The sequence below is a fragment of the Chloroflexota bacterium genome, from assembly GCA_020850535.1.
Taxonomy (GTDB): domain Bacteria; phylum Chloroflexota; class UBA6077; order UBA6077; family JACCZL01; genus JADZEM01.
This window is the reverse complement of the sequence record JADZEM010000013.1, coordinates 1-25,265: the sequence shown is the minus strand read 5'-3', so window position 1 is coordinate 25,265 and position 25,265 is coordinate 1. Positions and strand designations below refer to the sequence as shown.

20 protein-coding genes are annotated in these 25,265 nt (G+C 68.7%); 11 read left to right on the top strand and 9 right to left on the bottom strand.

Annotated features, from left to right (window positions below):
* Positions 1-98 precede the first annotated feature (98 nt).
* From IT306_01715 to IT306_01705, 3 genes are all read left to right on the top strand, one after another.
* Entirely contained in the window at positions 99-368 is a 270-nt protein-coding gene (locus tag IT306_01715) for a hypothetical protein (GenBank protein ID MCC7367106.1), read from the top strand.
* A 384-nt stretch (positions 369-752) separates the two neighbouring features.
* On the top strand, positions 753-1,985 hold the full coding sequence (locus IT306_01710) for a beta-lactamase family protein (GenBank protein MCC7367105.1): 1,233 nt from the start codon (positions 753-755) through the stop codon (positions 1,983-1,985).
* Positions 1,986-2,324: 339 nt separating this feature from the next.
* A complete protein-coding gene (locus IT306_01705; GenBank protein MCC7367104.1) occupies positions 2,325-3,197 on the top strand; it encodes an Fpg/Nei family DNA glycosylase in 873 nt (290 codons plus the stop codon).
* Between the two features lie 184 nt (positions 3,198-3,381).
* Here the strand turns inward: IT306_01705 and IT306_01700 are convergent, their stop codons facing one another.
* The 5 genes from IT306_01700 to IT306_01680 form a co-directional block, all read right to left on the bottom strand.
* On the bottom strand, positions 3,382-4,650 hold the full coding sequence (locus IT306_01700) for a pyridoxal-phosphate dependent enzyme (protein MCC7367103.1): 1,269 nt from the start codon (positions 4,648-4,650) through the stop codon (positions 3,382-3,384).
* 480 nt (positions 4,651-5,130) lie between these two features.
* Positions 5,131-6,066 (bottom strand): lysophospholipase, encoded by a 936-nt coding sequence (locus IT306_01695; GenBank protein ID MCC7367102.1) that lies wholly within the window; start codon positions 6,064-6,066, stop codon positions 5,131-5,133.
* A gap of 65 nt (positions 6,067-6,131) precedes the next feature.
* Positions 6,132-6,653: a GNAT family N-acetyltransferase gene (locus tag IT306_01690; protein ID MCC7367101.1), complete on the bottom strand. Its 522-nt coding sequence runs from the start codon at positions 6,651-6,653 to the stop codon at positions 6,132-6,134.
* 48 nt (positions 6,654-6,701) lie between these two features.
* Positions 6,702-7,004, bottom strand: a complete 303-nt coding sequence (locus tag IT306_01685; protein ID MCC7367100.1) for an AzlD domain-containing protein — start codon at positions 7,002-7,004, stop codon at positions 6,702-6,704.
* Entirely contained in the window at positions 7,001-7,783 is a 783-nt protein-coding gene (locus IT306_01680) for an AzlC family ABC transporter permease (protein MCC7367099.1), read from the bottom strand. Before IT306_01680 ends, IT306_01685 begins: the two co-directional genes overlap by 4 nt.
* An 80-nt stretch (positions 7,784-7,863) precedes the next feature.
* Between IT306_01680 and IT306_01675 the strand changes: the two genes are divergently transcribed.
* Positions 7,864-8,730: a hypothetical protein gene (locus tag IT306_01675; GenBank protein MCC7367098.1), complete on the top strand. Its 867-nt coding sequence runs from the start codon at positions 7,864-7,866 to the stop codon at positions 8,728-8,730.
* A gap of 108 nt (positions 8,731-8,838) precedes the next feature.
* The gene (locus IT306_01670) at positions 8,839-9,438 is read left to right on the top strand and encodes a translation initiation factor IF-3 (protein MCC7367097.1); all 600 of its coding nucleotides are present in this window, start codon (positions 8,839-8,841) and stop codon (positions 9,436-9,438) included.
* A gap of 158 nt (positions 9,439-9,596) precedes the next feature.
* Here the strand turns inward: IT306_01670 and IT306_01665 are convergent, their stop codons facing one another.
* The 3 genes from IT306_01665 to IT306_01655 form a co-directional block, all read right to left on the bottom strand.
* Positions 9,597-10,208 carry a cysteine hydrolase gene (locus tag IT306_01665; GenBank protein ID MCC7367096.1) on the bottom strand — a complete coding sequence of 204 codons (612 nt, stop codon included), beginning with the start codon at positions 10,206-10,208 and terminating at the stop codon, positions 9,597-9,599.
* 13 nt (positions 10,209-10,221) lie between these two features.
* The gene (locus IT306_01660) at positions 10,222-11,082 is read right to left on the bottom strand and encodes a VOC family protein (GenBank protein ID MCC7367095.1); all 861 of its coding nucleotides are present in this window, start codon (positions 11,080-11,082) and stop codon (positions 10,222-10,224) included.
* 96 nt (positions 11,083-11,178) lie between these two features.
* A complete protein-coding gene (locus IT306_01655) occupies positions 11,179-11,664 on the bottom strand; it encodes a cupin domain-containing protein (protein ID MCC7367094.1) in 486 nt (161 codons plus the stop codon).
* 413 nt (positions 11,665-12,077) lie between these two features.
* On the opposite strand from IT306_01655, the gene IT306_01650 reads away from it, so the two are divergent.
* On the top strand, positions 12,078-13,895 hold the full coding sequence (locus IT306_01650) for an endonuclease/exonuclease/phosphatase family protein (GenBank protein MCC7367093.1): 1,818 nt from the start codon (positions 12,078-12,080) through the stop codon (positions 13,893-13,895).
* A gap of 219 nt (positions 13,896-14,114) precedes the next feature.
* Here the strand turns inward: IT306_01650 and IT306_01645 are convergent, their stop codons facing one another.
* The gene (locus IT306_01645) at positions 14,115-14,267 is read right to left on the bottom strand and encodes a hypothetical protein (GenBank protein MCC7367092.1); all 153 of its coding nucleotides are present in this window, start codon (positions 14,265-14,267) and stop codon (positions 14,115-14,117) included.
* A 562-nt stretch (positions 14,268-14,829) separates the two neighbouring features.
* On the opposite strand from IT306_01645, the gene IT306_01640 reads away from it, so the two are divergent.
* The 5 genes from IT306_01640 to IT306_01620 all read left to right on the top strand — a co-directional run bounded on the left by IT306_01640 (position 14,830) and on the right by IT306_01620 (position 25,007).
* Positions 14,830-17,532 carry a penicillin acylase family protein gene (locus IT306_01640; GenBank protein MCC7367091.1) on the top strand — a complete coding sequence of 901 codons (2,703 nt, stop codon included), beginning with the start codon at positions 14,830-14,832 and terminating at the stop codon, positions 17,530-17,532.
* A gap of 52 nt (positions 17,533-17,584) precedes the next feature.
* Positions 17,585-18,394: a VIT1/CCC1 transporter family protein gene (locus IT306_01635; GenBank protein MCC7367090.1), complete on the top strand. Its 810-nt coding sequence runs from the start codon at positions 17,585-17,587 to the stop codon at positions 18,392-18,394.
* Between the two features lie 68 nt (positions 18,395-18,462).
* A complete protein-coding gene (locus tag IT306_01630) occupies positions 18,463-19,479 on the top strand; it encodes a Gfo/Idh/MocA family oxidoreductase (GenBank protein MCC7367089.1) in 1,017 nt (338 codons plus the stop codon).
* A gap of 721 nt (positions 19,480-20,200) precedes the next feature.
* A complete protein-coding gene (locus IT306_01625; GenBank protein MCC7367088.1) occupies positions 20,201-22,432 on the top strand; it encodes an ABC transporter substrate-binding protein in 2,232 nt (743 codons plus the stop codon).
* A 361-nt stretch (positions 22,433-22,793) separates the two neighbouring features.
* A complete protein-coding gene (locus IT306_01620; protein MCC7367087.1) occupies positions 22,794-25,007 on the top strand; it encodes an ABC transporter substrate-binding protein in 2,214 nt (737 codons plus the stop codon).
* The last annotated feature ends 258 nt before the right edge of the window (positions 25,008-25,265 follow it).

The window sequence follows — 25,265 nt, the reverse complement described above, 5'->3', positions numbered from 1 at the left end:
GCCGCGCAGCTCCAGCAGCGCGGCCGCCCTGCAGGGCCGCGGGGGCTGTGTACGCCTCCAATCCGTCGCCGAACAAGGCAGGGGGCGCAGCGACCAGTATGGCCGTGAAGCAATCGACTATCAGCATCGCCGCGAGCAGCATCTTTCTGGCGCTTGCCGCCCTCCTGGGCGGCGGCGTCTGGCTCGTCAGCAACTCCATCCGTCAGGAGCAGGGCGCGGTGGCGAAGCAGGCCGAGGATCTGGCCCGCACCGCCGAGCTGCTGCAGGAGCTGGTGACGCGGTTCCACGCTGGCGTCGGCGCAGACCTCGACGCCGACGCCGAGCACGGCATGGACGATGGGATGATCGCGCTGCGCCGGGCAAGCTAAGCGCCCAGATCACAAAGCATGCTGTCGTAGCCAGCGTCGTGCAGCGTCGTCGGGGCTTGATGAGGACTGACGGATTAACCACGTGTTCCGTGCTCCAGGCTGGAGGCCCTCACCCCCCGACCCCCTCTCCCTGTGCGCGGGCGAGGGGGAGAATCACTGTCTCGTGTGTCTCCCCCTCGCCCGCGCACAGGGAGAGGGATGTCGACGCAGTCGATATTTGCGCCGCGCAGCGGTCGGGGGGTGAGGGCCTTTACCACAGGAAAGAATCAATCGTCATCAACCCCCGACTGCTCGCTCCCTGCTGTCGCAGCGGCCGATCAGGTGCCACGCTGCTGCTTCCGTCTACACTCTCATGATGAGACGGGAGCAGCAGGAGGGCATCCGATGACGGCCTCATTGACCCGCGCCGGCAGCGACACGGTCAACGCACGCAACCTGGAGTACCTCGACGCGCACTTCCAGCGGTACATCGACCGGGGCACCCTGACCGGCACGCTGACGGCGATCTACCACCGAGGCCAGCTGGCCCACTGGAGTACGCTGGGCCTCGCGGACCGCGAGCGCAACGTGCCCACGCGTGACGACACGATCTACCGCATCTACTCGATGACCAAGCCGATTGCGTCGGTCGCCCTGATGCAGTTGTACGAGCGCGGCCTCGTGCAGATCGACGACGCCGTGCACAAGTACATCCCCTCCTGGGAGGGGCTGCGGGTCTTCCAGTCCGGCGCCCATCCGGCCTTCGCCACCACCCCCTGCCAGCGCCCGATGACGGTGCGCGACCTGCTCACCCACCAATCCGGGCTGACCTACGGCTTCGCCTCGCACACGAACGTGGACGCGGCGTACCGGCAGTTGAGCATCGGGCGGACCGACGCCGCGTCCCTGGCCGACTTCGTGGAGAAGCTGGCCGGCGTGCCGCTCGACTTCTCGCCGGGGACGGCCTGGAACTACTCCCACGCGACGGACATCGTCGGCTATCTCGTGGAGGTGATCTCCGGGCAGCCGCTGGATGTCTATCTCGAGGAGCAGATCTTCAAGCCGCTCGGCATGGAGGACACCGGCTTCTGGGTCAAACCGGAGCAGGCGAGCCGCTTCGCCAGCAACTACGCTGGCGACAAAGACGGCAGCCTGAACCTCGTGGACGACGCCGGCGACAGCCCGTACTTGAAGCCCCCGGCCATGCTCTCGGGCGGCGGCGGGCTGGTCTCGACGACGGGCGACTACCTCCGCTTCTGCCGGATGCTGCTCGGCAACGGCACGCTGGAGGGCGCGCGGATCATCGGCCGCAAGACGCTGGAGCTGATGACGAAGAACCACATCACCGGCGGGAAGACCGTCGGCGAGGCGGCCATCAGCGCCCGCTGGCGTGAGAACGCCTACCAGGGGACCGGCTTCGGCCTCGGGTTCGCGGTGACGCTCGATCCGGCGGCGGCGCAGGTCTCCAGCAGCCCGGGTACGTACTACTGGTCCGGCGCAGCCGGCACCCAGTTCTGGATCGACCCGGCCGAGGATCTGGCGGTCGTGTTCATGACGCAGTACATGACGGTCTCGCCGGAGACGCGGCTGAACCTCGCCCGCGAGCTCCGCGCGATCGTCTACGGGGCGTTGGCGTAGACGACGACTCGTCAGCTCTGTCCACTCACAGGCATGTTCCTTCAAGGGGCCGGACAGCCTCACCAGTGTGACAGTCGACGGATTTGCAGCAGGACGCACACGCAATCATGTCATCCTGAACGAAGTGAAGGATCTCACCCGCCGACGCGAGCGTTGACGGTCAGCGGGTGAGGCCCTTCGCTGCGCTCAGGGCGACATGGGCTGTCGCGATCAGGGCGACATGGGCTGTCGCGATCAGGGCCACACGGGCTGTCGCGCTCGTTGCACGAGCATCGCGTCGGGGCGGCCCGAGGCTGTCATCCTCTGAACGCATACGAGAGCAGGGAGGAGCCGACGACCATGCCCGAGGGCGACACCATCGCCCAGAGCGCCCTGACGCTGGCCGGCGTGCTGGTCGGGCGGCGGGTGACCGGGTTCCGGTCGGGCGTGCCCGGCATCGAGGATCGGGCGACAGCGCTGGGAGTGGTCGGCAGCGAGGTGCTGGCCGTCGAGTCGCGCGGGAAGCATCTGCTGCTGCACTTCGGCCGAAAAGGTGCGTCGCCGGCCGACGACGACGTTCCCAACAGCACGAACGGCCCGGCTGGTGCTGGCCCGCCGGCATCGGTCGTGGCGATGCTCCGCACCCACATGCGGATGACTGGCTCCTGGCACCTGTACCGGGTCGGCTCGCGCTGGCAGAAGCCGGCCCACTACGCCCGCGTCGTGGTGGAGGCCGGCGACGTACTGGCCGTCTGCTTCAGCGCCCCGGAGGTCGAGCTGCTGACCGGCGGACAACTGTCCGGCCACGCCGGGCTGGCGCGACTCGGGCCGGACCTGCTGGCCCCGGACTTCGACGAGGCGGACGCGCTGGCCCGCCTGTCAGCATCGCCAGACCTCGCCATCGCCGATGCCTTGCTGGATCAGTCGATCGTGGCGGGCATCGGGAACGTCTACAAGAGCGAGGTCTGCTTTCTGGAGCGGGTCAATCCGTTCCAGACGGTCGGCAGCCTGCCCCTCGAGACGCTGCAGCAGATGATCCGCACGGCCCGCCGCCAGATGAGCCGCAACGTCGGGGCCATGCAGCGCCGGACCACCCATGGCCCGCGGCGCAATGCGCTCTGGGTCTACGACCGGGCCGGCCAGCCGTGCACCCGCTGCGGCACGCTGATCCGACGGGCGCTTCAGGGGCCGCACGCCCGCTCGACGTACTGGTGCCCGGGCTGCCAGCTATAGCAGCATGTGGTAGTGTCTGTGCGGTCACACACCCCACCTGGTGAGCAACGTCCCCAAGCTTCCCACCAGGAGGGAGGCGGCTCGGTGACCGTGAAATCCCACCGCCACGCTTATTTGACGGCTATTTGCGGCCCACGACCCACGACCCACGACCCACGACCCACGACCCACGACCCAGAGGAGCCTACAGCTCGGCGGCGGGGATCCCGTAGGCGCTCGTCAGGGCGCTGGCGAGGCTCTCCAGCGTCGGCTCGATGAGGGGCACGTCGTCCGCGAGGCCGCCGGCGCCCGGATCCTTCAACCCCGTTGCCGTCAACAGGGCCACCGAGACAGCGGACGGACGCAAGCGGTCCTCCGCGCGCAGCTTCGCCAACGCTGCCACCGACGCCAACGACGAGGCCTCGGCGTAGATGCCCTCGCGGCGGCCCAGCTCGCGCTGCCAGTGCAGCAGCTCCTCGTCCGTGACGGTGACCGCCCGCCCCTCAGACTCGGTGAGGGCGTGCAGCGCCTGGTAGGTGCTCCGCCCACCGCCGATGGAGAACGCCACCGTCGGGCCGGCTTCGGCGGGCACGGGCGCTTCCAGGTTGTTCGCCTGGGCGTGCGTGAGCGGCCCCCAGACCTCGCCAGCGACCAACCGGGGGACGCGGCGGGTGAACCCGAGGTCCTGCAAGTCCACGAAGCCACGCGCCGTCCCGGCCAGCCCATCGCCGTAGCAGACCGGCAACGCCATCACGTCCGGCACATCGCGGCCAAGCTGCTCCCAGACCTCGAACGCCACCGTCTTGTACGCCTCGACGCCGTACGGGTTGCTGCCGACCGGGTCGGCCTGATAGTTGGATGCCGCGTACCAGCCGTACCGCTCGATGGCCTGTGCCATGATCGTCCAGCGCTGCGGGCTGGACGAGAGCGCCACCACCTGCGCCCCAAGCGCCCGCATCTGGGCCTTGACGGCCAGGGGAGCGCTCTCCGAGGTGAAGATGACGCAGCGCAGGCCGGCCACCGTGGCATAGGCTGCCAGGGCCGCGCCGGCATTCCCCGACGACGCGATGGTCACCGTCGTCGCGCCGGCCTCGCGGGCGCGCGCCACAATCACCGCGGCCATCCGGTCCTTGTACGATCCGGTCGGGTTGCGGGTCTCGTTCTTGAGGTACAGGTGCTCAAGGCCCACCAGCTCCCCGAGCGCGCCGGCGTGGATCAGCGGCGTCTCGCCCTCGCCGAGCCACGTCGCGTGGGCCAGCGAGATCGGCAGCAGGTCGTGGTACCGCAGGACGCCCCGCTCGCCACTGTCGAAGCCCCGGCTGTCCTGCACGGTGCGGAACGCACTGTTCGGATAGGTCACCTTCAGGTTGACGGCGACCCCCTCAGCGCGGCACTTGGGACAGCCCGTGACGATCTCTTCGGCAGGGTAGCTCGTGCTACAGCGGAGGCAGGTCAACCCGGACGGCGAACTCATGGGTACACCATTCCCTCAGTGTTCCCCGGTTCTCCGGGGTGAAGACCTTTCCCAAGTGTAGCTCATCATCTTTAACTCTTAGAGAGTCGTCGCCGTAGTAGGCAGTCCCCACGGGGGATAACGAGCGTGTCTCTTCCGAGTCACAGCGGCGTCTCGGCTGTGGAGAACTGGCCGACCGTCTGGGGGCAGCCGCGACGGTTTCCCCAGACCCCGGAACCTGTCCACAACGGACCTGTTCTTCCGTCGTGACACGGCTGTGATGTTTCCACAGACCCGAACAGTTGTCCACATCTCCCCCCAGGTTATCCACAGGTTTACGGGGGGTTATCCACAGTTCGGCCCGCACGAGGCGCGTCCGGCGGGAAGAGACAGCGCGGAGACGGCTGGCCGGAGTGGCCGGAATGGGCGGCGACGGCCCGGAAATCCTTGACAGATACCCGGACATCTGTTCTATGATGTGCGGCGCTTCGGAGCGGGCGATCAGAGGGCGAGCAGGGCGTCTGCGTACGCCGCCCGGATCAGTCCGAGTGCCTGCTGGTAGGCCGCCTGCGCGGTCCAGGGCACCGTCGCGGCGTACTGACAGCGCCCCTCGCGGTCCGCGACGAACACCAGCTCCAGCCCGGGGACCGGCGAGATCGTGCGGACCGTCGTGCCGTCCTTCAGCATCAGCACCACCTTCGAGACCATCATCAGGCTCGATTCGGCCGGCAGCAGGCCGGGCGTCGCCCGCAGGTAGCCGATCATCGCCGCGTGGTCGATCTCTGGCGGGTCCGGCTGCTCGAAGAAGGCCCGCACCAGTTGGACCACCACGCGATGGTTCCGCAGCGCCGCGTGGCTGGCCGAGGGCGTCAGCACCATCCGCGCGTTCACCAGCCGCGCCGAATCGTGCGAGACGGTGCCGTCATGCCGCCCCAGCAGGTCGCCGACGATGGTGAGCGTGGGGATGGTGGCGGCGATGGCCTCGGCGCGCGCCCGCCGGTCGACGCGGAGATCGCGCCCGATGGTCAGGCCCAGGGGGTCGAGGAAGCCGGCCAGCTCGGCCCCGCCGACCGGGCAGCCGATCAGCGCCAGTCGGTCGGTCTTCGCCAGCCACTCCGGGCGGCGGGTCAGCAGCTCGATCCAGATTAGCCCGCCCATCGAGTGCCCGACCGCTCGGATGCGCGCCCGTGGGTGGGCGGCCAGCGCCTCCTCGACGGCGTAGGCGACGGTCTGGATCAGCGGCTCGATGCGGAGCCACGTCCGGACGTAGCCCAGGTTCGGGGCGATCACGAGGTCGCCCGGCGAGGCGATCTCCCGCCCGAAGCGGATCATCGCCTGATTGGTGTCGGCCCAGCCGTGCTGCGCGAACAGCAACGTCTCGACAGGATCGGCGTCCGGGGCATCCACGGCGGTCAGCAGGGGCGGTTGCTCGCTCACGGCGTCATCATGCCGCACCATGCGGGCCGGCCGCAGTGCCCTGGCCGACAAGCCGGCGTGTCCGATCAGGTCAGGGGCAGATCGTGGCGCTCCTCGCAGAGCGGGATGCCCCAGAGCAGCACCTCCGGTCTGGTCTCGGTCCTGGTGAAGCCGGCCTCGCGGTAGAGCTGCGCGGCGGCATCGAGTCCGTTGACCGTCCACAGGTAGATCGAGCGAAACCCCTGGCGTCGGCAGAAGGCAACCGCCTCGCGGAGCAGCCGGCGGCCCAGTCCCTGGCCCCGCACGGCCGGATCGGTCAAGAACCAGCGGAGCTGCGCCTCGCCCCGCTCCCGCCCGAGGATCGCCACGCAGCCGACGCGCCGTCCATCGGCCTCGGCGATCCAGATCCGGTGCCGCTCCGAGGAGGGCATCCGCACGTACTCGGCCACCGTCTCGATCACGTAGGTCTCGAAGCCCGGCCCGAAGCCGTACTCGCGGGCGTACAGCTCGGCGTGGGCCGTGACGATCCAGCCGAGGTCGCCGGGCTGCGGCGTGGCGCGGATGGAAAGGGCCGACGCCGGCGTGCTGTCGACCTGTGCGTCATCCATGATCTGCCCGTCCTCCCATCTGGAGCGTCTCCGGTTGTGTCGTCGGTTTTAGCCTGGCAGCAGCCACGCTGTCAGCCAGTAGACCACCATCCCCGTCAGGATGCACGCCCACATTTTGCCCGTGCGCCAGGCGGCCAGGGCAGCGGCGGCCACAGCCAGCAGCCGGATCGGCTCGGCCGTCACCTGCCCCGTGAGGCCGACCACCACCAGACCGGTCAGCAAGGCGACCGGCACGCAGCGCAGGGCGCGGTCCACCGTTGGCGGCAGCGTCAGCTCCTGCAGTGAGAGGCCGGTCAGCCGCAACAGGTAGACGCCCGCCCCCATGATCAAGACCAGCACGAGGTTGCTCATCGCGCCGCTGCCCCCCGCGCTGGCTCGTGGCGGGTCAGCCAGGCGCCGACGGTGCAGCCCACCACGCCGGCCCCGAGTACGGCCACGCCGCCCGGCACGACGGTGGACAGCCCGTAGGTTGTCAGGCCGGCCGCCAGGGCCACGAGCAGCATCGGGCGGGTCCGGACGAGTGGGACCAGGACGGCCAGGAACGCCAGCGGCGCGACGAGGTTGATCCCGTAGGCTGTCGGGCTGGGGAGCGCCGCCCCGAGCACCGCGCCCAGGATCGTGCCGAGGTTCCAGCCGCTGTACATGCTGGCGCCAGCCCCCAGCAGGACCGGCAACCGCAGCGGCCCGACGCCCAGGCTCACGCCGTATGCGCCGTCGGTCAGCACCCAGGCTGCCAGCAGCCGCTGCGGCCAGGAGAGCCGGAGCTGCCGCCCGACCGCCAGCCCCAGCAGCAGCAACTGGGCGTTGAGCGCCAGGACCGTGCCGACCAGCCACGGAGCGCTCGCGCCGGCCGCCAGCAACGAGACGGCCCCGATCTGCCCGGCCGCCGAGAAGACGGTCAGGCTCATCAGCTGGGTCTCCAGCACGCTCAGGCCGGCGCTTCGAGCCGCCACGCCAAAGGCCACGCCGGCCGGGATCGCCCCCGTCCAGAGCGGCAGCAGCGCAAGGTAGCCACGCCAGAAGTCGGCGCGGGCGCGCCGCCGGGGCCGGGCGGCAGGAGCGGCGGTCAGCGGGACGCTGGAGTCTGGCGGTGGGACGCTGGAGGTGGGCGATGCGGCGTGCTGGCTCATCGTGCTTGCTATGCTACGGACGGCGCGGCTCCCTGTCATCGTCACCGGAGTCGAAATCGCACGCGGGCAAGGGGGCGAGCGTGATCCAGCGGTCCCGATCCGGTGACCATCCGCCGCGCCGGCGTCGTGCCACCGGCGCGGCCACGCCGGGCGGTGCCCGCCTGCGGGCCATCCGCGAGCAGGCCGGCCGCGCGCAACTGTGGGTCGAGGCCGAGGCCGACCTGGGGACCGGCTACCTCCAGCGCGTCGAGTCCGGCCGGGTGGCCCAGCCGAGCCGGGTGACCGTCGAGCGGATCCTGGCGGTGCTCGACGCTCGCTACAGCGAGCAGCGCGAGGTGCTGGAGTTGTTCGGCTACGTGGTGGCGACGCCGCTGCCGACCGAGGCCGATTTCGCCTGGGCCCGCGACAGCTGCCAGCATGAGCTACACGACGTGCCGTTTCCGGCCTACGTTATGGACTGCGTGCCCCGGCTCATCGCCTGGAATGGGTACGTGCCCCGGCTGCTCGGCCTCAGCGGGCCGGCCGGCGAGGCGCTCCTCCAGCGCTGCGTTGGAGAGCCGCTCTTTCCGCTCTGGTTCGACCCGTCGGCCCCGTTCGGGCGGCTGGTGGCCGAGCCGGAAGTCTTCATCCCGGGTATGGTGCGGGCGCTTCGCTACGAGTACAGCCGCTTCCAGCCCGAGCCGTGGATCGCCGAGACGCTTCAGGAGATGACGGCGCGGCTGCCGCGCTTCCGCGAAGTCTGGGAGCAGGCCACGCAGTTGCCGGCTCCGATCAGCGCGGCACGGGTGCTCCTGCCCGTCAAGCTCGACGTGCCCGCGGCGGGGCGGCTGCTGTTCCGGCTGGTTTCTGAACCGTTCGTGCGGGACACTCGCTTCCGGCTGATCTATTTTGTGCCCGCCGACGCCCCGACGCTGCGCCAGTGTGCGGCCTGGGCCAGCGGCTCGTGAGACTCTTGTGAGAACACACCGAATGCAAGACTTGCCTTGCACACAGTTTTCCCTACAATAGATACAGAGGCTTATCAGAGGAGGGCCCTTAGCATCCAGTCCCGTAACATGCCACAACGGCCGCCGACCGGCCCGCGCATCAATCGCGCCATCCGAGTTCCCGAAGTTCGACTCATCGACGAAGATGGGGCGCAGCTTGGTGTTGTCCCGACTGCTCAGGCGTTGGAGATGGCCCGGCAACGCGACCTCGACCTTGTAGAGGTCGCGGCGAATGCGGTGCCGCCGGTCTGCAAGCTCCTGGACTACGGCCGCTTCAAGTACGAGCAGACGAAGAAGGAGCGCGAGGCGAAGAAGCATCAACATGCCACTGAGCTGAAGGAGCTCCGGCTCCGCCCGGGCACGGACGACCATGACGTTGACGTGCGCGCCCGTTCAGCCAGGCGGTTTATCGAAGAGGGCCACAAGGTCCGTCTGCTGGTGCGGTTCCGTGGACGCGAGGCGGCGCACCCGGAGATCGCACGGAGCCAGATTGACCGCATCGTCAAGTCGCTGCAAGACATCGCGATTGTCGAGCAGGGGCCGATGATGGAAGGCCGGGCGATGTTCGCCGTGCTGGCTCGGTCACGCTCGGCCACGGCTGCCGCCGGCGGCGAGCGGGTCCGTGACCCACGTCCGGCAGCAGCGCCCGCCGACGGCACGCAGCCATAGCGGTAGATGCGCGGGCGGTCGGCGCTCGCGCACGGCAGAACCGGCGGGGGCCTCGTCTGAGATCTCAGACGAGGCCCCTTTTGCATGATGGCGCGGGTGCGTCCGTAGCGCGGGGGAAAGCCCTCGCGCTACAGCGTCTCTCCACCTGCGAGACGCGCTTAGCCTCGGAGCATCGCCAGCGTCTGCTCCAGCGTCCGAATCCGCCCGAACATCTTCATCGCGACGTTCATGGCCCACTCGTGGGCTTCCTTGTTGCCGCCGTAGCAGACCTCGCGCACCACCACGGCCATCAGGTCCATGTTGAACGCCTCGCGGACGCTCGTCTCGACGCCCCGGTTGGAGCCGCCGCCGCCGATGATGATGGTGTTCTTGCGGAGCATTCGCAGCAGCTCGGCCACGCCGGTGCCGTAGAACGCGCTCGGGCGGCGCTTCAGGAAGACGTAGTCGCCGGCCTTCGGGGCGATGCTGTCCGGGAACTCGGAGTCTTCTGACCCCTCCACCGTGTTGGTGAGCGGCGGGGTGCCGGTCTCGGCGCTCAGGTCGGTCGGCAGCATCACCACGTCGTCGCCGTTCGCGCGGCTGACGGGCGTGGTGTAGATGATCGGAATGCCCATCTCGCGGCAACTGTTGATGAGCACGGCCCACGATTCGAGGTGCGGGCGCATGCGCTCGCGGGCTGCGGGGTCCGGGGGAGTCAGGATGCGCTTGCAGACGTCGTAGGCGATGAGCGCCGTCGTCGTCGGGTCGATGCGCTCGGCAGCGGTGGTCATAGTGGCCGTCCTGTTACACGTACTGGAGCAGCTGCATCGTCAGGCCGCTCAACTGGTCCGCCGAGATCTGGGTCACGATGGTGCCCGGCAGGGTGCCGATGCGGTGGTCTGGCACGTCGAAGCCGGCGGCGCGGGCCTGCGCGATGGCCGCGTGCAGGTCGGGTACTTCCAGCGAGACGGAGCTGCCGAGGCCGGGCGGACGCTGGCGGATCGGGCTGTCCGGGCTGGACGGCCCGAGCAGCTCGAAGATGGCATCCCCGATCTTCACCTGCCGCACCACGATCACCGGCGAGACGACCTCGCCGACGGTCGGCACGCCGAGCACCTCGTCCCAGTAGCGGCAGGAGGCGTCCAGGTCCGGCGCGACGGCCGCCAGGTGGTCGAGTCGCTTCGCGGGGAACGTGTGCCGCCCCTGGCTGGCGAAGGCGGCGTGACGTTCGGCCATGCTCTGGCCGTACTGGATCAGGCCAAGCGTGGTGGCGGCGTCCAGCAGCGGCTCCAGAATGGTGACGTCGTAGCGGTCCTTGCCCTGGCCGCCGGCGATCTTCGTGGCCGCCGAGATGCCATGCTTGCCCAGCTCGGCCAGCACGGCATCGGTGTCGGAGACCAGCAGGTTCAGTTGGGAGAGGCCGCGATCCGCGACGTTCCCGAACCCCTGCACGAACGGTGTGGTGGCGCTCGGATCGGCCACGCTCAGCAGCTCGATGCAGAACAGGTTGTCCGGGCCGCCGAAGGGGATCAGCCGGAAGGCCGAGGCCCGCGACTCGTTGACGGTGGTCGGCGACACGAACAGCCCAAGCCGCTCGAACTGGGCGCTGGCGGCGTCCAGGTCCGAGACGGGCAGGATGACCATGTCGATGGCGTCGAAGAGCATGGAGAGGCTCCTTGAGGGCGCGGCGCACGCTGGCTGCGCTGCGCCATGGCCGCGCTGCGTGATTGCCGCGCTGCGTGATTGCCGCGCCGAGATCGATCAACCCTCGCCGGGCGGTGGCGTGGCCGTCCGGGGCGTCTCGCCGGGCTGCAGCCGCCAGGGGGTCTTGCGGCAGCCAGGGCGGTCGTAGCGGTGAAACTCGCTCGGCTCCTTGATGCCGAGGCGAATGGTTGGCTCGCTGCCGACTGGCTCGATGTGGTGCCAGTGGTACTTGGGGGCGAACACGAAGTCGCCGGCCCTGGCGTGGATCGGCTCGTCCTCGTGGCCGTTCTCGATCCACCAGTCGATCTCGCCTTTGAGGACGACCCACCACTCGTCATGCTGGTGGTAGTGGGTGTCGTTCGGCTGGCCGGGCGGGTGGCAGATCACGAACGCCTGGATATCGTCGGTCATGACGAGCGGCTCGACCCATGGCGGCTCGCCGTGCCGCGCGATGATCTCGTCAAGGTTGGCCATCAATTCGCCGAGCTTGAGGATCGGCGTCTGAGGCGCGGGCTGGGCCGGCGCTGGTTCCTGGACTGCCATCGGCTCCCTCCGTCATTGGCAGGTAGTGGGGCAGGTAGTGGACGGGCGTCGCAGGGGGCATCATAGCCCGGCCGGCCGGCTGACCTCGTTGCGCCCGAGACGGCAGGCAGGGCGATTGCATGTTCGTTGACGTTCCCGCAACGCCATGCAACGCGCAGTCGGGGGTTGAAACCCCCGCCTACAGTCATTCCGTCGCTGCGCGACGGACGCCGGGAACGGCAGGGACTGGTGAGCCTGGAGCGTCGCGAAGCGACTGCAGGATGGTAGGCGGGGCTTTCAAGCCCCGACGACGCACGACTCGCCGAACGTGCAATCGCCCCGAGACGGCAGGACGGATGCAGTCAGGCTGTGCGTCGCGGGCTGCTGGCCGTTCCTGCCATATGCATATGTGGATTGCACGTATGATACGCGCCATGCGTCTACGTTCTCGTCAAGCGTGGTTGGCGCTCGCGCTCCTGAGCGCCCTCCTGCTGGCGGCGGCGCCACAGCCGCGGTCGGCCAGAGTGCGGGTGTTCGAGATCCAGGGTGCGGCGCACGTCTCGCCGCTGGCCGGGCGGCTGGTGGAGGGCGTGCCGGGCATCGTCACGGCGGTGCGGAACAACGGCTTCTCGCTGCAGGACGCCGAGGGCGATGGCCGGCCGGACACCTCGGACGCCGTGTTCGTCTTCACGCGGAGTGCGGCAGCCGTCTCGGTGGGCGACAGCGTCCTGGTCTCCGGGCAGATCCGTGAATTCCGGCCGGGGGATGACGAGAACAACCTGTCGGTGACGGAGATCGTCGGGCCGACCGTCTCCGTAGTGGCGTCCGGGCAGCCGCTGCCGTCGCCCGTCCTCCTGGGACCACGCGGCCGGAGCGCCCCCGCGCAGGTGGTGGCCGAGGGTGTCAGTGGCGATGTCGAGCAGGCCGGCCTGTACGCGCCAGACGCGAGCACCCTCGACTTCTTCGAGAGCCTGGAGGGGATGCGCGTCCAGATCGACGATGCCATCGTGGTCGGGCCGCGCGGCGGTCCCGGCGAGCTGCCGGTCCTGCCAGACGAGGGGACTGGCGTGCCGCGGCGGACGGTGCGCGGCGGCCTGCTCGCGCCGCCGCCCGGCGAGGCCGCTCCGAGCCTGGTGCTGGTGGACGGCGCTGTGCGGGTGCCGCCGGCCAGCGTCGGGGATCGCCTGCCGGGGCAGACGGTCGGCATCGTAGACTACGCCTTCGGCGGCTACCGCATCCGCACCGAGACGCTGCCGTCGCTGATCCTCGGCGGGATCGGCCCGGAAGCGGCCAGCAACGAGCCGATGACCGATCCGTCCGTCCTCGCGGTGGCGACCTTCAACGTCGAGAACGTCAGCCCGCGCGAGCGGCCGGCCAAACTGACCCGCCTCGCCGAAACGGTCGTGACGCGGCTGGCCGCGCCGGATCTCGTGGTGGTGCAGGAGATCCAGGACGACAGCGGCGCGGCTGACGATGGCACGGTCGGCGCAGGGCGGACCGGCCGCGTGCTGACCGACGCGATCCTGGCGGCCGGCGGCCCGGCCTACACCTACCGAGAGATCGCGCCGGAGAACAACCTGGACGGCGGCGAGCCGGGCGCGAACATCCGGATCGGGGTGCTGGTGCGGGCGGACCGTGGATTGGCGTTCGTCGAGCGGCCGGGCGGGGATGCTGTCACACCCGTGGCCGTCGTGCCCGATGCCGATGGCCCGCACCTCTCGATCAGCCCGGGGCGGGTGGCCCCAGCCAGCCCGGCCTGGACCGAGAGTCGCAAGCCGCTGGCCGCCGAGCTGACCTTCAACGGTCGGCGGCTGTTCGTGGTCGGGTGCCACTTCGCCTCGAAGCGCGGCAGCCAGCCGCGCCTCGGCCGGTTCCAGCCGCCCGGCTCCCCCACCGACACCCGGCGGCAGGCCCAGGCCCGCGAGGTCCATGCCTTTGCCGCCGAGCTGCTGGCTGCTGATCCGCAAGCGCTGCTGCTGGTGCTGGGCGACCTGAACGACACCCCGGATTCAGAGACGCTGGCGCACCTCACGGGCGGCCTCCTGGCGGACCTCATCACGACGTTGCCGGAGGATGAGCAGTACAGCTACGTCTTCGGCGGCCAGGCCGAGGCCATCGACCACATCCTCGCCAGTCCGGCGCTGCTGGGGACGGTGCTCGACGTGGACGTGGTGCATGGGAACGCCGAGATCGTCGGCGCACCCAGCGACCACGACCCCATGCTGGTGCGGTTCCGCCTGACGCCACCATGACGGATGGCGGTGTGGTCGTCCCGGTGTCACGGGGCCGGGCTGGCGTGAGGGCAGCGACGTCACGGCCCGAGGCTGCCGATCTGCGACAACGCCGCTGGAATCAGCCACCAGCCAGGACGCGAAAACGCGGCGCTGCTCGCTTGAGCAACGCCGCGTTGATGGAGTCGCGACGAGCGCTAGCCTGCCGTAGGCTGCGGCAGCGGCGCTCGTGTGGGCGACTTAGTAAGCCGCGTCCCGCTCGATGGCGGTGATGGTACCAGGAGCATCCGGGGTGCGATCGGCGCCCGAGTCGTCGGCGAAGGCGACGCCGATGGTCCCGAGCGACAGCATGGCAGCCATGAGCAGAGCGATGAGATTCCGCTTCCGAAGCATGCGTCCAAACTCCTCAGACTAGACCACAGATGGATGAGGACGAACTCGTTCATCTGTGTGACGATTGCGGGCGACCGCCCCGCACGGCGATTGTATGTCACTGTTGCATAACCCGTCCACACCGTTGCGAAATAGTGAGTGAAATAGGGTGATTTGACGCAATATTCGCGAAGATCGCCGGCGATTTGCCGCGTGAGCCGTCACTTTTGCAACGAGACCATCGTTCTAGGCGCATACAATCAATCATCTGTTAAGATTTGAGTCGCTATCTCCTTCTTGCGTCGCGCTTTTGTGCGCATCTGGTGTCTTGACGAAACCGGGAATCTCAACCATTTCACAACCATTTGGAAACCTTTCCCTCTCGAAATTCCTGCTCTGGACACTTTCGGCTGCGGTAAGGCGTGTCTCGCGCCCTGGACCCGTCCCGGACCCGCCCTGGCGGCCGTCATCTGGCGCGGTGACGGCTGCCGGAGTCGTCGTTTGACACCCTCGCGGGGCGAGGCTACCCTGCCGTCGTCTGCTTCGTGCGGATGACGTGCCTGCCGGGAGGGTTGCGAACGTGGTGAGCGCCGAGTCGCGAGGCCGGGTGCGGGGTGGGTCGGCGGATGCGCGCCGGCAACTGGTGGTGACGGCGCTTCGGAGCGACCGTTCGCTGACGACGTTTGCCGCGCAGGAGGGGATGTCCCCGCCGGCGCTCCGCCGGCTGATTCGTCAGGAGCTGGCGACACGCCTGCCGCGGACGACCGGTGCGCTGGCTGCCGCGGTTCGCGGGGCGGTCGAGATCGTCCGCGACCGCCACGGCATCCCGCACGTCTTCGCACAATCGGAGCGAGACGCCTACGCCGGCCTGGGATTCGTCGTGGCACAGGATCGGCTCTGGCAGCTCGAATACCGGCGGCGCTGGGCCTACGGCGCGCTGGCCGAGGTGCTGGGGCCAGCGGCGCTGGCCTCGGACCGGGCCGCCAGGACGCTCCGGTTCGACCGGATCGCCGAGGCCGAGCATGCCGAGCACCCTGCTCTGACGCGGGCGATCCTGGAAGCGTACGCTGCTGGCGTCAATGCGGCCATCGTGGCGTTCGGCGACCGTCTGCCCATCGAGTTCGACGTGTTGGGTATCCGGCCGGCTCCCTGGCGTGCCATCGATACCGTCACCATCGCGCGGGCTTCGCTGTGGCAGTTCAGCGGGCGCATCGAGAACGTCGTGATCGGCGAGGCTGCCGAGCGGCTGCTGCCGCCGGACCTGGCGACGCGGTTCCTGACCGTCGAAGCGCCCGAGGAGACGATCCTGCCGCCGTTCCCGTCACGACGGGAGGCCGTCAGCCCCCGGACCGGGGAGGTCCCCACCCCCCGACCCAGTCGGGCCGCCGGGCCTGTGCGCGGGCGAGGGGGAGCCATCTCCCCCTCGCCCGCGCACAGGGAGAGGGATATCGACGCAGTCGATAGTTGCGCCGCGCAGCGGCCGGGGGCTGAGGGCCTTCCATCTGCCTGGGACGGCGACGTGCCGCCGCAGGGCAGCAACCAGTGGGCTATCGGCTCGAAACGCTCTGCGAGCGGCGCGCCGCTGCTGGCCAGCGACGGCCACGTCCCCTACTACCAGCCCTCCACCCGCTACGAGGTCCATCTCGTCGGTGGCGACCTGGACGTGATCGGGATTGCCGACGTGGGTATGCCGCTGGTGCACAACGGGCGCACGCGCGGCGTCGCCTGGGGCCTGACCAACAACGTCTCGTCCAACCGCGACCTCTATGCCGAGGAGCGGAACCCCGCGAACGCCGACGAGATCCGCGAGGGCGACGGCTGGGCCACGCTCGACTCGCGCCAGGAGACGATTCAGGTCCGAGGGGCAGGCCCGGTTCACCTCACCGTGCGGACGGGGCCGCGCGGCCCGTTGGTCAACCACCTGATCCCGAGCGTGGCCCCTGACGGCGATGCGCCGCTGGCCCTGCGGTGGGTCGGGCTGGACCCGCGCGACTGCATCACCAGCGGCCTGGAGCTGAACCGCGCGCAGACGGCGGCCGAAGCCCGCGCGACACACGCGGCCTGGCAGTTCTCCGGCCAGAATCCCGGCTTCGCAGACACGCAGGGGCACATCGGCTACCAGATGCGCGGGCGGTTCCCGGTGCGGGGCCGGCAGGTGCGCGGCTACCGCTCGCCGGCCAACCCGGACGACCGTTGGCAGGAGCCGGTGCCCTTCGAGACGCTGCCTGCCGAGACCGACCCCGAGCGTGGCTGGATCGGCTCGTCGAACCAGCGCCCGCACCCCCACGGCAGCGATCTGCCGCTCTACGGCTCATACGGTGACGGCTACCGGGGCCGGCGGATGCGCGCCGTGTTGGACGGCGATGGCCTGCTGGCCGCCCCGATGAGCCTCGCCGACATGGGGGCGATGCACAACGACGTCTACTCGGAGCGCGCCGCCGAGCTGAAGGGTCCGCTGGCGGATCTGCTGGCTCGCGGGGCCGGCGACTCTGGCCCTGAGGCTGACGACCTTGCCCGGGCAGCGACGTTGCTCCGTCGATGGAACGCCGAATTCACGCTGGGGAGCGTGGCGGCCTCGCTGTTCAACGTCTTCTGGTGGCGCTGGTGCGAGCGGGTCGCCGCCGTCCGCTTCCCGAAGCACCTGCTCGGGCCGATGGCGGGCGCGTCCGGCTCGATCGCGCGTGATCTGCTGGTGGCGGGCGACTTCGGCTGGCTCGACGCCGATGACGTTGCTGCCCGATCCCGCGCACAGGGAGCGGGGGAGGCACACGAGACTGTCGTTGCTCCCCGTCTCCCGCGCACAGGCCCGGCGGCTCGACCGGGTCGGGCGGTGAGCGTCCTTGTTCGATCAACGATGCGTGAAGCCCTCGGCTGGCTGCGCGCCAACCTCGGCGCTGACTGGCGTCAGTGGACCTGGGGCCGCCTCCACCCGCTCAAGCTGACGCACGCGCTCTCGGCTGGCCGCCCGATCTTCGCCGCGCTGTTCGATATCGGGCCGAAGCCGTGCCCGGGCGGCAACGGCGTGCTGAACCAGAACAGCTACGCCATCCGCGACCGCTTCTGGACGACGGGCGGCCCGCACTACCGTTTCCTGGCCGACCTGAGCCCGGCCGGCGAGACCTGGGGCGTCAACACGGCCGGCAACTCCGGCAACCCGGCCAGCGCACACTACGCCGACCAGTTTGCCGACTGGCTGGCCGGGCGGTACCACCCGCTCTGGATGGACCGCGCCGACATCGAGGCCAACGCCGAATCGACCCAGCGTCTCACCCCGAGCACCTCGTAGCCTGTCGTCCTGATTGTCCTGTACGCCTGGTACCCAGGCCTGAGGAGTTGACATGCCTGCGTCCCGCCCGCACCGCGAGCCGCTCCCACCCAGGCCGGACCGCACTCGGGCCGGTATCGATCGTCGGGCGGAGGTGGCGCAGGCGCGCCGTGAGCTGGAGATCATCCGCAAGCATCATGGGAGCTCCGGCCGGAGCGGCTCGCTGCGGGCGGCCGTCTTCGGGGTGAACGACGGCCTGGTCTCGAACTTCAGCCTGGTGTTGGGGATGGCCGGCGCGGACGTGGGCAATCATGTGGTGATCCTGGCCGGCGTGGCCGGACTCGTGGCCGGGGCGTTCTCGATGGCGGCCGGCGAGTACGTCTCGATGAGGGTGCAGCGCGAGGTCTTTGAGAGCGCCATCGACCTGGAGCGGCGGGAGATCGTCGAGTTGCCAGAGCACGAGCAGCAGGAGGTCGAGATCATCCTCCGCGCTCAGGGGGTGCCGCCGGAAGACGCCGTGCGGATCGCCCAGCGGGTGATGGAAGATCCGGAGCTGGCGCTCGACTTGATGGCACGGCAGGAGCTGGGGCTTGACCCCGACGAGCTTGGCTCCCCGATGGGCGCGGCGACCAGCTCATTCGGGGCGTTCGCGGTGGGCGCCCTGATCCCGCTGCTGCCGTTCCTGCTGCTGGCGGCGGGGCTCGCCGTTGGCGTCTCGGTCGGCGTCTCAGGAGCGTGCCTGTTCGGGGTCGGCGCGCTGGCGGCCCGGCTGAGCGGCCGGCCGGCCCTGTTCGGCGGGGCCAGAATGCTGCTGATCGGGGCGCTGGCAGCGGCGGTGACCTACGGTATCGGCAAGGCGTTCGGCGTCTCGCTGGCCGGCTGACCTGACGGGTCGCACGCGGGCGCGCTAGACTCCCGCGCGGCCACCGGCCGGCAAGGGGGAGGCGCATCGTGACCGAGCAGACGATCAGGTTCGCGGCCATCGGCCTGAACCACTTTCACATCTACGGCCAGACCGAGATGCTCCTGGAGGCCGGCGCGGAGCTGGTCAGCTACTACGCCACCGAGCCGGACCTCATCGCGGCGTACCAGAAGGAGTACCCGCAGGCCCGCCTTGCCCGCTCGGCCCAGGAGATCTACGACGACGAGTCGATCCACCTGATCGCCTCGGCATCCATCGCCAGCGAGCGGGCCGGCGTGGCCCTGACGGCCATGCGCCACGGCAAGGACGCGCTGGTGGACAAGCCCGGCGCCACGACCCTCGACCAGCTTGCCGAGATCGAGCGGGTCCAGCAAGAGACCGGCCGCATCTGGTCCGTCTACTTCAGCGAGCACTTCTCGACCCGCTGCACCGTCAAGGCTGGTGAGCTGGTGCAGGCCGGGGCCATCGGGCGGGTGGTCCAGACGACGGGCTTCGGGCCGCACCGGGCGCGCGTCGGGCAGCGGCCGCCCTGGTTCTTCGAGCGCGAGCGCTACGGTGGCATCCTCACCGACATCGCCTCCCACCAGATCGAGCAGTTCCTGTTCTTCACCGGCTCGACGGATGCTAGCATCGTCACCGCGCAGATCGGCAACTTCCGCTACCCCCAGTATCCTGAACTGGAAGACTACGGCGACCTGACCCTGCGCGGCGACCGGGGCGTCGGCATGATCCGCGTGGACTGGTACACCCCGGACGGCCTGCCGACCTGGGGCGACGGCCGCCTCTTCATCCTCGGGACCGAGGGGTACATCGAGCTGCGGAAGTACTGCGACATCGCCGGGCGGCCCGGCGGTGAGCACCTGTTCCTGGCCGATCGGCAGGGCGTGCGGTACATCGACTGCTCGGACACCGCGCTGCCGTTTGGGCCGCAGCTCCTGGACGACATCCGCAACCGCACCGAGACGGCCATTCCCCAGGTGCGCACGTATATGGCGAGCCGGCTGGCGATTCAGGCCCAGCAGCAGGCCCAGCGCGTTGACCGATAGGATGATCTGATCCTGTCCGACGATTCAGGACACCAGGGCGATTGCATGTTCATTGGTGTACCCGAAGCATCATGGAACGGTCGGTCGGGGACTGAAGTCCCCGCCTACAGTCATTCAGTCGCTGCGCGACGGACACAGGGAAGAGCAGCAACAGGTGAGACCGGGGCGTCGCGCAGCGACTGCAGGATCGTAGGCGGGGACTTCAGTCCCCGACGCCGCCGCACGACGACATCACCATGCGATTGCCCTGCGCGTGACCGCAGGGCAATCGCATGTTCGTTGGTGTACCTGAAGCATCATAGAACGGGCGGTCGGGGACTGAAGTCCCCGCCTACAGTCATTCAGTCGCTGCGCGACGGCCGTCGGGAACGGCAGGGACAGGTGAGCCGGGAGCGTCGCGCAGCGACTGCAGGATCGTAGGCGGGGCTTTCAAGCCCCGACGCGGCGGCACGACGACATCAACATGCAATCGCCCTGTTCAGGACACGGGATCGATTGACCAGACGATTCGTAAGCGGTACGCTAGTCCACCGGCGCACGCTGACGTGCGCGTGACCTGGACGAGGAGGCGGCCTTCCCCGCGGTGGCAGCATTGACGCTGTCATCGTCTGTGTGTGGAGCTTCGCGACGACGAAGTCGACGAGTGAGCGAACCGTCCGGGCCGTGAGCGCCCGGGCGAGAGACGGGCGGCCACGGCGCCGCTCGATGGAGAGGTGGACCTATGGCGACGTCGCCTGGCGTGTCACGACGAGCGTTCCTGACCGGGACCGTGGGGGTCTTCGGCGTTGGGCTGCTCGCAGCTTGCGCCCCGGCAGCACCAGCTGCCCCCACCGCCGCACCTGCCAAGCCGGCCGAGGCCGCGAAGCCCGCCGAGGCAGCCAAGCCGACCGAAGCTGCCAAGCCCGCTGCTCCGGCCGCGACAACGGCCCCCGCCGCGGCTGCCCCGGCCAAGCCGGCCGAGGCTGCGAAGCCCGCCGAAGCGGCCAAGCCCGTTGCTGCTGGCAAGCCCGAGGAGAAGATCGGTCGGAACCTGATCGGCAAGATCGAGGGGCCGACGATGATCACCGATCCGGCCCAGTTCCCGAAGAGCTTCAAGGAAGCGCCGATGCTCGCGGAGCTGGTCAAGGCCGGCAAGCTGCCGCCCGTCGAGCAGCGCGTGCCGCAGGATCCGCTGGTGTTGAAGCCGACTCACGAGATCGGCAAGTACGGCGGCACCTGGCGTAGAGGCTTCACCGGCCCGGGCGACTACCTCAACGGCATCCGTGCGGCCGGCGGCCCCGACTTCCTCCTGTCCGTCGATCCGACCGGCAACACCATCACCCCGAACATCGTCAAGGGGTACGAGGTGCTCGACGGCGGCAAGGTCACCAAGCTGATGCTGCGGCGCGGCATGAAGTGGTCGGACGGCCAGCCGTTCACGGCAGACGACTTTGTGTTCTGGTACGAGGATCTCTACCAGAACAAGGAGCTGAACCCCACGCCGCTCTCGACCATGATGGTCAACGGCAAGCAGGGCGTGCTGGAGAAGCTGGACGAGTACACCGTCCAGTTCAAGTTCCAGGATCCGTACTACCTGCTGCCAGAGCTGCTCTCGGTCAGCACCTCGGTCAGCGGCCAGGCGACACAGGGTCTTTACGCCTGGGGTGGGTACGCGCCGAAGCACTACCTGAAGCAGTTCCTGCCGAAGTACACGCCGCAGGCCGAGCTGGACAAGATCGTTGCCGACGCCAAGTTCGACAACTGGGTCAATCTGTTCAAGTTCAAGAACCACTGGTCGATGAACCCGGATCTGCCGGTCGTCTCGCCCTGGAAGACGACGCAGCCCGCCAATACGCCGACCTGGGTCTTCGAGCGGAACCCGTACAGCATCTGGGTTGATAGTGAGGGCAACCAGTTGCCGTACATCGACAAAATCTCGCTGTCCCTGGCTGAGAACCTGGAAGTCATCAACCTGCGCGCCATCGCCGGCGAGTACGACTACCAGGCTCGCCACATCGACATCGGCAAGCTGCCGGTCTTCATCGAGAACCAGCAGAAGGGCAACTATAAGGTCTCCATCAACCCGATGCTGACCGGCTCGGACTACGGCATCTTCATCAACATGGACTACGAGGCCGATCCGGAGATCGGCAAGTGGCTCAAGAACATCGACTTCCGCCACGCGCTGGCGCTGGCGATGGATCGCGAGCAGATCAACGAGACGTTCTTCCTGGGCGTTGGCACGCCAGGGTCTGGCGCGCCAGCCGAGTCGAACAAGTACAGCCCTGGCCCCGAGTGGCGGCAGAAGTGGTCCACCCTGGACGTGAAGCAGGCCAACGAGCTGCTGGACAAGGCCGGCCTGACCCAGAAGGACAGCGAGGGGTATCGCCAGCGCACGGACGGGAAGGGCCGGCTCAGCCTGGACCTGACGACGCTCGGCGGCCAGTTCGTGCAGTACACCCGCATCAGCGAGATGGTCCGCGAGCACTGGAAGAAGATCGGCATCGACCTGATCATCAACGAGCGCGAGCGGACGCTGGCGATCCGGCGCGGGAACAGCAACGAGACCCAGATGATCGCCTGGAGCAACGACGGCACCGACACGCTTTACGCCAACTCGGGCTGGATCATCCCCGTGGACAGTAACAGCTGGTGGAGCCCCGAGTACGGCAAGTGGTTCGCGTCGGGCGGGACCGCCGGCAAGGAGCCGCCAGCAGCCATGAAGAAGTGCATGGAGCTGACGAAGGCGGCGTACGGTCAGGATGACAAGCAGCGCATCGAGACCGGCAAGGAGATCTGGCGCACCCACCTGGAGGACGGGTGGTACATCGGCGGCGTCGGACAGGCCGGCGCGGTCATGGGCATCATGATCGCGAAGAACACGATGGGCAACACGCCCTCGGCCTACGCCAACATCAACCTGACGTGGCCGCCGAGCATCGCCCGGCCGGTGCAGTTCTACTTCAAGAGCTAGCCCCGCTCCGGTCATCCCGATCAGCGTGAGACGCTCCCGCCCCGTCATCCCGAGCGGAGTGAACCACCCCCGCCCCGTCATCCCGAGCGGAGTGAGCTAGCGAACGCAGTCGAGGGATCTTCTTCAGGCCCGGTGTTCAGGTGACCGGGGAAGATCCCTTCACTCCGCTCGTGCCTCGCCGCGGTCGGGATGACGAGAGGGTGTGCTCGTGCCTCGCGTAGCTTGCCCTGAGCTTGCCGAATGGGGTCGGGATGACAGGGGAGGAGTCGGGCGATCTCAGCGTCAGCCTGTTTGACCGTTTGCCTGGGGATCAAGGGGGGGACCGACCATGACACCGTCGTCACGCAGGTCGCGCCGCGCCATGTTGCAGGGGAGCATCGGCGTGCTGGGACTGGGGCTGTTGGCTGCCTGTGCCCCGGCCGCGCCAGCCGCGCCGACCGCCGCCCCGGCCAGGCCAGCAGAGCCTGCCAAACCGACCGAAGCGCCAAAGCCGGCTGAGGCTGCGAAGCCGGCCGCCCCAGCGGCAGCCGCACCCACAGCGCCTGCTGCTGCTGCGCCGGCCAAACCGGCCGAGGCCGCGAAGCCGTCCGAAGCGGCCAAACCAGCCGCTCCGGCTGCCGCCGCGAAACCCGACGACCGCATCGGGCGGAACCTGGTCGGCAAGGTCGAGGGGCCGACGGTCATCACCGACGCGGCCCAGTTCCCGAAAAGCTTCAAGGAGGCCCCACAGCTTGCTGAGCTGGTCAAGGCCGGCAAGCTGCCGCCGGTGCAGGAGCGCATCGGGCAGGATCCGCTGGTGCTCAAGCCGGTTCAGGAGGTCGGCAAGTACGGCGGCATCTGGCGGCGAGGGTTCACCGGACCCGCGGACTACCTCAACGGGATCAGGGCGGCGGCCGGGCCGGACTTCCTGCTGTTCGTCGATCCGACCGGCACGCAGATCGTCCCGAACCTCGTGCGCGGCTACGAGGTGACCGAGGGCGGCCGGGTGACCACCCTGCAGCTTCGGCGCGGCATGCGGTGGTCTGACGGACAGCCCTTCACCGCCGACGACTTCATGTTCTGGTTCGAGGACGTCTACCAGAACAAGGAGCTGGTCCCCGCGCCGACGAGCGCCATGGCGATCAACGGCAAGCCGGGCGTGCTGGAGAAGGTGGACGCCTCCACCGTCCGCTTCCGGTTCCCAGATCCGCACTACCTGCTGCCGGAGACGCTGGCCTTCAGCCTCTCGATCTCCGGACAGGCCACCAACGGGCTCAACGGCATGGGCGCATACATGCCAGCCCAGTACCTGAAGCAGTTCCATCCGAAGTACACGCCGAGAGAGACCCTGGACAGGCTCGCTGCCGAGGCGAAGTTCGACAACTGGGTCAACCTGTTCAAGTTCAAGGCGAACTGGGCGCTCAACCCCGATCTGCCGGTCGTCTCGCCGTGGAAGACGACGCAGCCGGCCAACACCCCGAACTGGACCCTCGAACGGAACCCGTACAGCATCTGGGTGGACACGGACGGCAATCAGCTGCCGTACATCGACAAGGTCCAGTTCTCGCTGGGTGAGAACCTGGAGGTGGTGAACCTCCGCGCCATCGCCGGGGAGTACGATCTCCAGGCCCGCCACATCGACATCGGGAAGCTGCCGGTGCTGCTGGAGAACCAGCAGAAGGGCAACTACAAGGTCTCGATCAACCCGATGGCCTCGGGGTCCGACTTCGCCATCCACTTCAACCTGCACTATGAGGCCGATCCAGAGATCGGGAAGTGGCTGAACGCCGTCGACTTCCGCCACGCGCTCTCGCTGGGCGTCGACCGGGATCAGGTTAACGAGGCCCTGTTCCTGGGAGTCGGCATCCCCGGCTCGACGGCCCCAGCTGAGTCGAACAAGTACAGCCCTGGCCCTGAGTGGCGCACGAAGTGGTGCACCTACGACGTCAAGCAGGCCAACGAGCTGCTGGACAAGGTCGGGCTGACCCAGAAGGACGGCGAGGGGTACCGGCTGCGGACCGACGGGAAGGGCCGTCTCAGCATCGAGATCACGACGCTCGGTGGCCAGTTCATCCAGTACACGCGCATCGCCGAGATGATCCGCGATCAGTGGAAGAAGATCGGGATCGATCTGCGGGTGAACGAGATGGAGCGCAGCCTCGCCATCCGGCGCGGCAACGCCAGCGAGAATCAGCTGCTGGCGTTCGGCACCGAGGGCACGGACACGCTCTACAGCCTGTCCGGCTGGATCTTCCCTATCGACAGCACCAGCTGGTACATGCCGGAGGCCGGCCGCTGGTTCCAGTCCAACGGTGCCCAGGGCAAGGAGCCGCCCGGCCCGATGAAGCAGGCGATGGAGATGTGGAAGCAGGCGTTCGGGGTGCCGGCCGAGGAGCAGGTCAAGATGGGGAAGGAGATCTGGAAGATCGCGCTGGAGACCCAGTGGGCGATTGGCGTCGTCGGGCAGTCCGGGGCGGTCGAGGGCATCCAGGTCGCCAAGAACGATCTCGGGAACGTGCCGTCAGCGTACGCGAACATCAACCTGAGCTGGCCGCCGAACATCTCGCGGCCGGTGACGTACTACTGGAAGAAGTAGGCTCCTGGAGGATCGAGGATCGAGGATCGAGGATCGAGGATCGAGGGAGTGCTGTCATTCTGAGCGGAACGAGCTTGCGAGTGAAGCGAAGAATCTCACCCGCTGACGTGAGGGTTGACGGCCAGCGGGTGAGATCCTTCACTGCGCTCGCAAGCTCGCTCCGTTCAGGATGACATGGGAACGCGCAGGCTCGCTCCGTTCAGGATGACATGGGGACGCGCAGGCTCGCTCCGTTCAGGATGACATGGGGACGCGCAG

What these genes read in the sequence shown, in the direction of transcription:
- IT306_01715 (MCC7367106.1), top strand. Translation starts at nt 99, where the DNA reads ATGGCCGTGAAGCAATCGACTATCAGCATCGCCGCGAGCAGCATCTTT.
- IT306_01710 (MCC7367105.1), top strand. Translation starts at nt 753, where the DNA reads ATGACGGCCTCATTGACCCGCGCCGGCAGCGACACGGTCAACGCACGC.
- IT306_01705 (MCC7367104.1), top strand. Translation starts at nt 2,325, where the DNA reads ATGCCCGAGGGCGACACCATCGCCCAGAGCGCCCTGACGCTGGCCGGC.
- IT306_01700 (MCC7367103.1), bottom strand. Translation starts at nt 4,650, where the DNA reads ATGAGTTCGCCGTCCGGGTTGACCTGCCTCCGCTGTAGCACGAGCTAC.
- IT306_01690 (MCC7367101.1), bottom strand. Translation starts at nt 6,653, where the DNA reads ATGGATGACGCACAGGTCGACAGCACGCCGGCGTCGGCCCTTTCCATC.
- IT306_01685 (MCC7367100.1), bottom strand. Translation starts at nt 7,004, where the DNA reads ATGAGCAACCTCGTGCTGGTCTTGATCATGGGGGCGGGCGTCTACCTG.
- IT306_01680 (MCC7367099.1), bottom strand. Translation starts at nt 7,783, where the DNA reads ATGAGCCAGCACGCCGCATCGCCCACCTCCAGCGTCCCACCGCCAGAC.
- IT306_01670 (MCC7367097.1), top strand. Translation starts at nt 8,839, where the DNA reads ATGCCACAACGGCCGCCGACCGGCCCGCGCATCAATCGCGCCATCCGA.
- IT306_01665 (MCC7367096.1), bottom strand. Translation starts at nt 10,208, where the DNA reads ATGACCACCGCTGCCGAGCGCATCGACCCGACGACGACGGCGCTCATC.
- IT306_01660 (MCC7367095.1), bottom strand. Translation starts at nt 11,082, where the DNA reads ATGCTCTTCGACGCCATCGACATGGTCATCCTGCCCGTCTCGGACCTG.
- IT306_01655 (MCC7367094.1), bottom strand. Translation starts at nt 11,664, where the DNA reads ATGGCAGTCCAGGAACCAGCGCCGGCCCAGCCCGCGCCTCAGACGCCG.
- IT306_01650 (MCC7367093.1), top strand. Translation starts at nt 12,078, where the DNA reads ATGCGTCTACGTTCTCGTCAAGCGTGGTTGGCGCTCGCGCTCCTGAGC.
- IT306_01645 (MCC7367092.1), bottom strand. Translation starts at nt 14,267, where the DNA reads ATGCTTCGGAAGCGGAATCTCATCGCTCTGCTCATGGCTGCCATGCTG.
- IT306_01635 (MCC7367090.1), top strand. Translation starts at nt 17,585, where the DNA reads ATGCCTGCGTCCCGCCCGCACCGCGAGCCGCTCCCACCCAGGCCGGAC.
- IT306_01625 (MCC7367088.1), top strand. Translation starts at nt 20,201, where the DNA reads ATGGCGACGTCGCCTGGCGTGTCACGACGAGCGTTCCTGACCGGGACC.
- IT306_01620 (MCC7367087.1), top strand. Translation starts at nt 22,794, where the DNA reads ATGTTGCAGGGGAGCATCGGCGTGCTGGGACTGGGGCTGTTGGCTGCC.